Consider the following 9856-nt stretch of genomic DNA (forward strand, 5'->3'; position numbering starts at 1 on the left):
GCGAAGACCACCAAGTACGGCCTCTCGGACCAGGTGCGGTTCCTGCCGTGGGCGGAGTACCTCGCCTGGCGTGAGCCGCGCGTGCGGGCCTTCGCGCAGTTCCTGCTGCGGGACCTGCCGCCCGCGGCGACGGTGCAGGGGCAGAGCGACCGGCGCGCCTTCGGGCAATGGGAGAGCGGCCTGCTCTTCGCCGACGGGCGCCCGAAGCCCGCGGTCGACGCGTTCGCCGCCGGCATGTTCGTCCGGCGGATCGACACCAAGCGCCGCCGGATGGGGATCTGGGGACGGATCCGCGTGGGCTCGGGCAAGCGGACGGTCCGGGTGCAGATCCGGCCCCCGCGCGGGACGTGGCGGACGCTGGCCACCGCGAGCCGTGCGGGACGCAAGCGCACCACGTCGTTCACCACCACCGGGATCTTCGACCGGGTCGTCCCCGGCTCGGTGGTCCGGCGTGACGCGACGTTCCGCCTGCGGTACGTGGTCGGGGGACAGACGCGCTACAGCCCGGTCTTCACCGCGCTGGAGCGCCCCAGCCCCAAGCGCTGAGGGGCACGCGCCGAAAACCCCGCAGGTTGCGGGAAGACGGCTCGGTTCCGTCCAGCACACCTCCTACCGTGGGCCGCCCGTGGACGCCCGCCTCGACATCCCGCCGTGCTCCCCGCGCGACGTGCTCGCGCTGCAGGAGGCGCTGGGGGTCAGCGGACCGGTCGCGCAGATCCTGGCCCGGCGCGGCCTGCGCGATCCTGACGAGGCCCGAGGGTGGCTGGCCGCCGACGAGCGCCACGATCCGTCCGCGTTCGCCGGGATCGAGACGGCGGTCGCGCTCATCCTGCGGCACGTCCGCACCGGCTCCCGGATCACGATCCACGGGGACTACGACGTCGACGGGGTCACCTCCACCGCGATCCTGCTGCGCGCGCTCCACCACCACGGCGCGACGGTCGACCACCTGCTGCCCAGCCGCGAGGGTGACGGATACGGGCTCACCGGCAGGACCGTCGAGCGTCTCCAGGCCCGCGGGACGCGCCTGCTGATCACCACCGACTGCGCGATCACCGCGGTCGAGGAGGTCGCCGCCGCGCGGGCGGCGGGGATCGACGTCGTGGTCACCGACCACCATCAGCCGCGCGCCGACGGGCGGCTCCCGGACGCGCCGATCGTGCACCCCCGGGTCTGCGGCTACCCCTTCGCCGACCTCTGCGCCGCTGCGGTGGCGTACAAGCTGGCGGCGGCCGTCCACGCGGCGGCCGGGGCCGACGCCTCATTGGCCGACGAGGACCTCGACCTCGTGGCGCTCGCCACGGTCGCCGACTGCGTGCCGCTGGTCGGGGAGAACCGCCGGCTCGTCCGCAAGGGCCTCGCGGCGATCGGCCGGACCCGCAAGCCGGGCCTGCGGGCGCTCATGCGCGTCGGCCGGGTCGATCCGTCGTCGGTGACCGCGACCGACGTCGGCTTCCGGCTGGCGCCCCGGATCAACGCGGCGGGCCGGGTGGCCCGTCCGGACGCGGCGCTGGAGCTCCTGCTGACCACGGACGAGGAGCGTGCGCGCCGGATCGCGGACGAGCTGGACGGGCTGAACGCCGACCGCCGCCACACCGAGGAGCGGATCCGGTTCGACGCCGAGCGACAGGTGGCGGAGCTCGGCGAGCGGCCCGCGTACGTGCTGTGGGGCGAGGACTGGCACCCCGGCGTGATCGGCATCGTGGCGTCGCGTCTCGCCGAGCGCCACCGCAGGCCGGTCCTGCTGGTGGCGGTACGCGACGGCCAGGGCACCGGCAGCGGCCGGTCGATCCCGGCGTACGACCTGCTGGCCGGGCTGGACGCGTGCGCCGAGCTGCTGCTCCGCCACGGCGGCCATCGGGCCGCTGCCGGCTGCACGGTCGACCCGACGAACCTGCCGGCGCTGCGCGCGGCGTTCGAGCGGCACGCCGACAGCGTGCTGCGTCCCGAGGACCTCGTGCCGGTCGCCCGGGTGGACGCGATCGTGACGGGTGAGGAGCTCGGGCTGGAGCTCGCCGAGGAGCTCCAGATCCTCGCGCCGTTCGGTGAGGGCAACCGCGAACCGGCGCTGCTCGTGCCGGCGTGCCGCCTCAGCGAAGCGCGCCCGATGGGCGAGGGGCGGCATCTGAAGTTCACGGTCGAGTCCGGCGGCGTGCGCGCCGGCGCCGTCGCCTTCGGCACGACGGCGCTGCCCGAGGGGCACGACATCGCGGTCGACGCGACCTTCGGCCTCGAGGTCAACGTGTGGAACGGCGCGACCGAGCCGCGCCTGCTGCTGCGTCACGCGACCGCGGTCGCTCCGGCGCCGATCGAGCACCTCGGCGCGCCGACGACCTGGCGTGAGGCCGTGCTCGCGGCGGCGGCCGCACCGCCCGCCCTCTACGACAGCCTGCCCGCGCCTGCCAGTCGCCGCCGGGTCCTCGACCGCTGCGGGCGCAGCATCATCGGCACGGTCGCCGCCCTCGTGGCCTCCGGGGAGTCCGTGCTCGTGGCGTGCGCCGACAGCACGACCCGTGAGCGCCACCTGGCGGGGCGCATCGGAGGGTTCGCCCTCGCCTCCTTCGACGCGCTCTGCCACCGACCCGAGATCCTGGACGCCTACGAGCACGTCGTCCTGCTCGACCCGCCCGGGCATCCCGCCCTCATGGCGCTGCTGCTGGGCGGGGACCCCGACCGGATGGCCCATCAGGCGTGGGGGAACGCTGAGCTACGCTTTGCCGCGGATGTCCACACCCATCTGCACACCCTTCGCGAGCCGCTCGCCGAGGTCTATCGCTCGCTGCGCTCCGGGGCCGCACTCGAGGACGCCCTGCGCGGGGACGGGGAGCATCCGCGTCATCCGGTCCTGGCCGGCCGCCTGCTGCTCGTCCTCGACGAACTCGGCCTGGCCGACGTGGACCGCGACGCGTTCGCCGCGCAGTTGCGCGACGTCGGGCGCGCGGACCTCGAGGACTCGGCCTGCTTCCGGGCCTGCAGCACGCGACTTCGCGAGGGGGCACCATGGCTGACGAACCCGTCCCGAGCAGCGTCGGCGGCCTGAAGGAACGGCGCCCGGTGGGCGCCGTCGTCGATCCGGAGTCCCGCTCGACGGTCGAGCGCAAGGACCTGACCGAGACCGAGAAGCGCCTGCTCTCGGACCTGTTCGCGATCGTCGAGGAGCACGCGGAGGACGCCGCGATCACCGTGGACCGTGACCGGGTGGAGGATGCGTTCGTCTTCGCCTGCGAGCACCACGCCGATCAGCGCCGCAAGAGCGGCGAGGAGTTCATCGTGCACCCGGTCGGCGTCGCGAAGATCTGCGCCGGCATGCGACTCGACACCGAGACGCTGGTCGCGGCGCTGCTCCACGACACGGTCGAGGACACGTCGGCGTCGCTGGAGGAGGTCCGGGTCCGCTACGGCGACGAGGTCGCCGCGCTCGTGGACGGCGTCACGAAGCTCACCGGCATCACGTTCCAGTCCCGCGACGAGGCGCAGGCCGAGAACTACCGCAAGATGATGGTCGCGATGGCCTCGGACATCCGGGTCATCCTGATCAAGCTCGCCGATCGTCTGCACAACATGCGGACGATCGCCGCGATGCCCAAGCAGAAGCAGATCGACAAGGCCAAGGAGACCTTGGAGATCTACGGCCCGATCGCGCACCGCCTCGGTATCCACGCGATCAAGTGGGAGCTCGAGGATCTCGCGTTCGCGACGCTGCACCCGCGCAAGTACCAGGAGATCAAGGGCCTGGTGAACCAGCAGCGCGAGGAGCGCGAGACCTACGTCGCCAAGGCGGGGCTCTATCTCTCGCGAGAGCTCGAGGCCCTGGGCATCGACGCCGAGATCTCCGGGCGCGCGAAGCACTTCTACTCCATCTACACGAAGATGACGAAGAAGGGTCGCGAGTTCAACGAGATCTACGACCTGACGGCGATGCGGGTGATCGTCGAGTCGGTGAAGGACTGCTACGGCGCGGTCGGCGTCATCCACTCGCTGTGGAAGCCGCTGCCCGGGCGCTTCAAGGACTTCATCGCGATGCCGAAGTTCAACATGTACCAGTCGCTGCACACGACGGTGATCGGACCCGAGGGGCTGCCGCTCGAGATCCAGATCCGGACCGTGGAGATGCACGCGATGGCGGAGTTCGGCGTCGCCGCGCACTGGATCTACAAGCAGGGCGCGAAGGGTGGCTCGTCGCGTCCGCCGATCCCGACCGACGGGAAGGCGAAGCTCGAGTGGCTGCGCTCGATGCTGGACGACCAGCAGGAGGACGTCGACCCGCGCGAGTTCATGGAGCAGGTGAAGGCCGACCTCTTCTCCGAGGAGGTCTTCGTCTTCACGCCGAAGGGCGAGGTCAAGTCGCTCGCCGCGGGGGCCACCCCGTTGGACTTCGCCTACGAGGTCCACACCGACGTCGGGCACCGCTGCGTCGGGGCGCGCGTCAACGGCAAGATCGTCCCGCTGCACTACGAGCTGCGCTCGGGCGACATCGTGGAGATCCTCACCTCCAAGCGCGACCGGGGCCCGTCGCGTGACTGGCTGGCGCTGGTGCGCACCACGCGCGCCCGCAACAAGATCAAGGCGTGGTTCAAGGCCGAGTCGCGCGAGGACACCGAGCACACCGGCCGCGAGCTGCTGCAGGAGCAGTTCAAGAAGGCCGGCCTCCCGGCGCAGAAGATCACCGGGTCGCCGCTGCTGGCGGACGTGATCCGCGACATGGGCTTCAAGAAGGCGGACGACTTCTACATCGCGCTCGGTGGCGCGAAGATCAGCTCGAAGGTCGTCACCAACAAGGTGCTCCAGCGCCTGAAGCAGGGCGAGGCCGCGGAGGGCGAGGAGACCGCCGCGGAGTCGCTCATCTCCACCCGGCGCCAGCGTCGCCAGCCGACCGGGAGCTCGGCGAGCTACGGCATCATGGTCGAGGGCGTCGACAACGTGCAGCTGCGGCTCGCCAAGTGCTGCCGACCGGTGCCGGGTGATCCGATCGTGGGCTACGTGAGCCTCGGCCGCGGCATCACGATCCACCGTGACGACTGCCCGAACTCCGCGGCGCTGCGCAAGGACCCGGAGCGGTTCGTGCGCGTCCACTGGGAGGGCGACCACGAGACGTCGTTCCGGGTCGAACTGCAGGTCGACGCCTGGGACCGGCACCGGCTGCTCGAGGATCTCTCGCGGACGTTCGCCGAGGGCGGCCTGAACATCGTGGAGGCGCGTTGCGTCGTGAGCCCGCCGATGGTGCAGAATCGCTTCGTCGTCGAGGTCGGCGACACCAAAGCCCTCAAGGCGACGATCAGTCGTCTCCGCAACATCGACAGCGTGTTCGACGCGTACCGCGTCACGCCAGGAGCCTGAACCACCATGAAGAGAGCGTTTCCGATCGCGGCGACCGCGGTCGGCGTCCTGTGCGCAGCGCCCGCCGCGGACGCCAGCATCGTCGTGCAGAAGTCGATCGCCGGGGTCTCCATCGGCATGGACCGCGCGCAGGTGCAGGAGGTGCTCGGGAAGCCCAGCGCGGTGCGCACCGAGACCAGCGAGATCTTCGGGAAGTACACCGTGCTGCGGTACGGCCTGACCGAGGTGTCGCTCTTCCGCGGAGATCAGCCGACGGTCTTCGCCCTCACCACGCGGTCCAAGAAGCAGCGCACCTCCAACGACGTGGGGGTCGGCAGCTCCGAGAAGGTGCTGCGCCGACGGATCAAGGGCCTGAAGTGCACGACCTACGCCAAGACGCACCGCATGTGCACCCGCGGCGGGTTCAAGCCGGGGGATCGTGTGACCGACTTCCGCATCAGCACGAAGACACGCCGCGTGACGCGGGTCAGCATCGGCATCGTCATCGACTGATCCGGTGTTCGCCGACACGATCCTGATCGGCCTGCTCGGCGGCGCGGTCGCGCTGCTCGGGCTCGCGCTCGCCGACGTCTCGGCCGTCGTCACCTCGCTGCTGGGGGTGGCGGCACTGGCGGCCGCGGGCGCCGTCGAGGTCCGCGCCGCCCGGGCGGCCGGGGTGGACCTCGCGAGCCTGCCGCGGCCCCGCACGCTCGAGTACCTCCTGATCGCCCTGCCGTTCCTCTTCGCCGTCAGCGTGGCGGGTGACCGTCACCTCCTGGCCGGCGTGGGCGCCGCCGTCCTGACGCAGGCCGCCTACGTCCGCAGGTGGCGCCAGTCGCCCCGTGCCTGAGCTGCGGCATCCCGACCGGCCGCTCGCGGCGGCCGACATCCTCCTGCGGCCCTGGGCGCGCGCTGAACTGGAGGAGATCCACCAGGGGATGCAGGACCCCGAGGTCCCCCGCTGGACCGGGATCCCCGCGGCGATCCCGCTGCACGAGGTCCGCCGGCGCTTCGACGCGCAGCCCCGCGCGGCCCGGGACGGGGAGGAGCTGATGTTCGCGATCGCCGACCGGGACACCGACCGCTTCCTGGGAGCGGTGTCGCTGCTGCGGATCGACTGGCCGAACGCGCGCGTGGAGGTCGGGTACTGGCTCGCGCCGTGGGGCCGGGGTCGCGGTGCGGCCAGCACCGCGGTGACCCTGCTGACGGACTGGGCGGTCGCGACCCACGGGTTCGTCCGGGTCGAGTTGCGGATCGACGCCCGCAACGGGGCGTCGGCGGCGGTGGCTCGGCGCTGCGGGTTCACCTACGAGGGGACGCTGCGGTCGTTCGAGTGGCACGGTGACGAACGGATCGACCTGGCGGTGTTCGCGCGGGTCGGGGACGAGCACCCGTCACCGGGGTGAGCAGGTCGGGAACTGGTCACGAGCCGACCCTGCGGCCACATGGCCGCCCCGCCCGCTGTTAGGGTCGGGACGTGGGACGGAACAGGGTTCGTCCCCGAACGATTGGCGAGGGCACCATGTCAGAGGTTTCGAACCGCTCCAGAGCGCTCGCCTGTGTGACCGTCACGGCCACCGTCCTCGGGGTCTGCAGCGCCGCAGAGGGGTTCCGGCCGTCGGACCGCATCACCAAGAACGGCCTGGGAACGATCCAGATCGGCATGACCGTGTCGCAGATCGCAGATCGTTCGGGGCGTCGCCCCGACGTCACCTATTTCAACGACCGCTCGTGCGGGACGGCGAAGCTCGGCAGCAAGGTCTACGGCATGTTCAGCCACGGGCGGCTCATCCGCATCGATGTGGGCACCTCCCGATACCGAACTCGCAAGGGCGTTCACGTTCGCGACACCGTCAAGAGGGTGTACGCGCGGTACGGGCGCAGGATCAGCGCCCGCCCGCACGCGTATGTGCCGGGCGGGAAGTACCTCAGGGTCACCACCCGCAACCGCCGCATCGTGTTCGAGACGAACGCGAGCGGAAAGGTCACATCGGTCGTCACCGGCCGGATCCCCGAAGTGGACTACGTCGAAAGCTGCGCCTGAACGACAGGCAACCTCGGCGCCCGAGTGAACCTGCGGCGCGGCCACAACAGCGCCACGGGCCCGCGGCCTCAGGCGACGACGGTCAGGCCGCCCGGCGCGAGCGAGTACGCCACCTCGTCGACGTGGCCGATGTAGTCGCCGTCGACCTGCAGCGGCAGGGGACGCTCGTCGGCCGACCGGATGGTCACGGTCGGGACCTCCTCGAACCCGCTGACCGCCCGGTGGCCGGTGATCCTGGCCCGCTCGGAGAAGAGCCGGAACATGACCCCCGGCATGACGGTCGGGGTCGAGCGCTGCAGCACGATGCCGCTCAGCGAACCGGAGTCGAGCGTCTGTCCCTCGACCAGCTTGATCGGGTGGTTCTTGAAGTAGGTGAACGGGTCGCCGTTCTGGACGATCGAGGTCACGCCGGGGAACGTGGTGCCGTCGGCCAGCACCGCCTCGAGCCGCGGGGGACCCAGCACGTAGTCCTTCAGGAAGGTCGTGATGCCGGCGTAGGTGAAGTAGTAGGCCCCGAGGCGCGTCTTCATGCGCGGGTGCAGGTCCACGCGGTGCACCACGCTCGCGTCCAGCCCGACGCCGCTGGAGAAGGTGAACCAGCGGTCGTTGGCCTTCGCGAGGTCGACGCGGCGGGGCTCCCACCGGTCGGCCAGTCGCAGGAGGTGCTCGGTGGCGTCCACGATGTCGCCCGGGATGCCGAGCATCTTGCAGTAGACGTTGGTGGCGCCGCCGGGGAGCGTCGTCAGCGGGACGGACGATCCTGCGAGTCCGTTGGCGGCCTCGTTGAGCGTGCCGTCACCGCCGAAGGCCACGACGACGTCGATGCCCTCCTGTGCCGCCTCGCGGCAGAGCTCGGTGGCGTGGTCGCGCCGCTGGGTGTCGACGGCCTGCACGTCGTAGCGCCCCTGGAGCGCGTAGACGACGAGGTTCTTGAGCCGGTCGCTGACGGTCGTCGCGTACGGGTTCACGATCACGAGCATCCGCTTGCGTTCGACGGAGTGCTCGCCGGCGAACGAGTCCCCGAGCCGTTCGAGCGACTGGAGTTGGAGAGGGGCGGCCACGCCGTGACCTAACCCTGGCGCGGCGCGGCGTTACGCCACGGTGCCCGAGGGGGCACGCCGGCGCTGCCCGGCTCGGGCTCCTCTCAGAGCAGCGGGGTCCGGGAACGGGCCGAGCCGAGGCCCAGCGCGGCCGCCCCGACGGCGTCGGCGGCCACGTTGGCGGCGGCGACGAGCGGAGCGCGACGCGGGCCCCACGGGGTCGCGAGGCCCGCGACTTGGCGCAGGTACGGCAGGGCGGCCAGCAGGGGCCACCGCCGCCGTCCCAGCAGTGCTCCGCACAGCCCGGCCAGCGCCAGGTCGAAGCGCGCGGTGCGGGAGGTCAGGAACCAGCGCCTGAAGCAGAACGCCTCCCGCAGCTCGGGGATCCGGCGCACGAGCGCCGGGAAGAACCGCAGGCGCAGCCGCTCGGCGACGAACGAGCGGGCGGTGCCGGGGAACACCGCGTGATGGACGACCGCCTCCGCGCAGAACGCGGGACGCGCCCCGGACCGCACCGCCCGCCAGCCGAACCAGGCGTCCTCGCCGAGCTCCTTCTGCGTGCCCGTGCCCAGCCAGCTCTCGAAGCCACCGAGATCGTCGAAGGTGCGGCGCCGCACGAGCAGGTTCGCGGTCTCGTACAGCGCTGTGGGCTGCCCGACCCGGACGGTGCGATCGAACGGACCGACGTGGACGCCCGGGGGCGGCGCGACCACGCCCTGCACGATGTCGGCGCCGGCGTCGAGCGCCGCGAGGCCCGCGGCCAGCCATCGCGGGGTGGGGGCGCAGTCGGCGTCGGTGAACGCCAGGACGTCACCGCGCGCCTGCGCCGCGGCGGCGTTGCGGGCGGCAGCGGGCCCGCGCCCGGGGCTCGTGAGGACGTGCACCGGCAGCGGGTGCGCGCGAGCCAGGTCCGGCGTGCCGTCCGTCGACCCATCGTCGGCGAGCACCACCTCGACGTTCGTGCCCGCCGGGAGGTCCAGCGCCGCGAGCGCGTCCAGCAGCGCGGGCAGCGTCGCGGCGGCGTTCCGCGCGGGGACGATGATGCTCGCTCGGCGCATCCGCAGGCACCGTACCCGTCCGCGCGGCGCTCGGTACCGTCCCACGGGATGCTCGAGCCCTCGCACATGTCCGACTTCTGGGACGAGCGCGCCCGTGAGGACGCGCTGTTCTTCGTCGACGACCGGCTGCGGTACGACCGCGATCGCGGTACCGGCGACGAGGCCTGGTTCTGGGCGGAGGGCGAGCGGCTCCTCGACGAGTTGCTGCAGCGCAGCGACGCGCCCGCGATCGCGCCGGATGCCGTGGCCCTGGACCTCGGGTGCGGTGTCGGACGGTTCACGCGCGTCCTGGCCGACCGGACGGCCCACGTCCACGCCGTGGACGTCAGCAGCGAGATGCTCGAGCGCGCCCAGCAGATGCTCGCCTCCCACGGGAACGTCGAGTTCCACCACGGCGA

Annotated in this window: 10 protein-coding genes; 8 read left to right on the forward strand and 2 right to left on the reverse strand. The window is 72.0% G+C overall.

Going from position 1 to position 9856, the window contains the following annotated elements; translation table 11 throughout:
* The 7 genes from ABYE80_RS11800 to ABYE80_RS11830 all read left to right on the forward strand — a co-directional run.
* On the forward strand, window positions 1-546 hold a 546-nt coding region (locus ABYE80_RS11800; RefSeq protein WP_372790478.1), incomplete at its 5' end, for a hypothetical protein.
* Between the two features lie 79 nt (window positions 547-625).
* On the forward strand, window positions 626-3040 hold the full coding sequence (gene recJ, locus ABYE80_RS11805; protein ID WP_372790479.1) for a single-stranded-DNA-specific exonuclease RecJ: 2415 nt from the start codon (window positions 626-628) through the stop codon (window positions 3038-3040).
* Window positions 3001-5337, forward strand: coding sequence for a bifunctional (p)ppGpp synthetase/guanosine-3',5'-bis(diphosphate) 3'-pyrophosphohydrolase (locus tag ABYE80_RS11810; protein WP_372790480.1), 2337 nt, complete (start codon window positions 3001-3003; stop codon window positions 5335-5337). Before recJ ends, ABYE80_RS11810 begins: the two co-directional genes overlap by 40 nt.
* 6 nt (window positions 5338-5343) lie before the next feature.
* Window positions 5344-5829, forward strand: a complete 486-nt coding sequence (locus tag ABYE80_RS11815; RefSeq protein ID WP_372790481.1) for a hypothetical protein — start codon at window positions 5344-5346, stop codon at window positions 5827-5829.
* A gap of 4 nt (window positions 5830-5833) precedes the next feature.
* Window positions 5834-6166 carry a hypothetical protein gene (locus ABYE80_RS11820; protein ID WP_372790482.1) on the forward strand — a complete coding sequence of 111 codons (333 nt, stop codon included), beginning with the start codon at window positions 5834-5836 and terminating at the stop codon, window positions 6164-6166.
* The gene (locus ABYE80_RS11825; protein ID WP_372790483.1) at window positions 6159-6722 is read left to right on the forward strand and encodes a GNAT family N-acetyltransferase; all 564 of its coding nucleotides are present in this window, start codon (window positions 6159-6161) and stop codon (window positions 6720-6722) included. Before ABYE80_RS11820 ends, ABYE80_RS11825 begins: the two co-directional genes overlap by 8 nt.
* Before the next feature lie 155 nt (window positions 6723-6877).
* Entirely contained in the window at window positions 6878-7360 is a 483-nt protein-coding gene (locus ABYE80_RS11830) for a hypothetical protein (protein ID WP_372790484.1), read from the forward strand.
* A 68-nt stretch (window positions 7361-7428) separates the two neighbouring features.
* Here the strand turns inward: ABYE80_RS11830 and ABYE80_RS11835 are convergent, their stop codons facing one another.
* Together ABYE80_RS11835 and ABYE80_RS11840 are read right to left on the reverse strand one after the other, a co-directional pair.
* On the reverse strand, window positions 7429-8421 hold the full coding sequence (locus tag ABYE80_RS11835; protein WP_372790485.1) for a diacylglycerol kinase family protein: 993 nt from the start codon (window positions 8419-8421) through the stop codon (window positions 7429-7431).
* Between the two features lie 83 nt (window positions 8422-8504).
* On the reverse strand, window positions 8505-9458 hold the full coding sequence (locus tag ABYE80_RS11840) for a glycosyltransferase family 2 protein (RefSeq protein ID WP_372790486.1): 954 nt from the start codon (window positions 9456-9458) through the stop codon (window positions 8505-8507).
* Between the two features lie 48 nt (window positions 9459-9506).
* Here ABYE80_RS11840 and ABYE80_RS11845 point away from each other — a divergent pair.
* The coding region (locus ABYE80_RS11845) for a class I SAM-dependent methyltransferase (protein WP_372790487.1) at window positions 9507-9856 on the forward strand (350 nt) is incomplete at its 3' end.

Origin of the sequence: Paraconexibacter sp., from assembly GCF_041602235.1 — a bacterium.
GTDB lineage: Bacteria > Actinomycetota > Thermoleophilia > Solirubrobacterales > Solirubrobacteraceae > Paraconexibacter.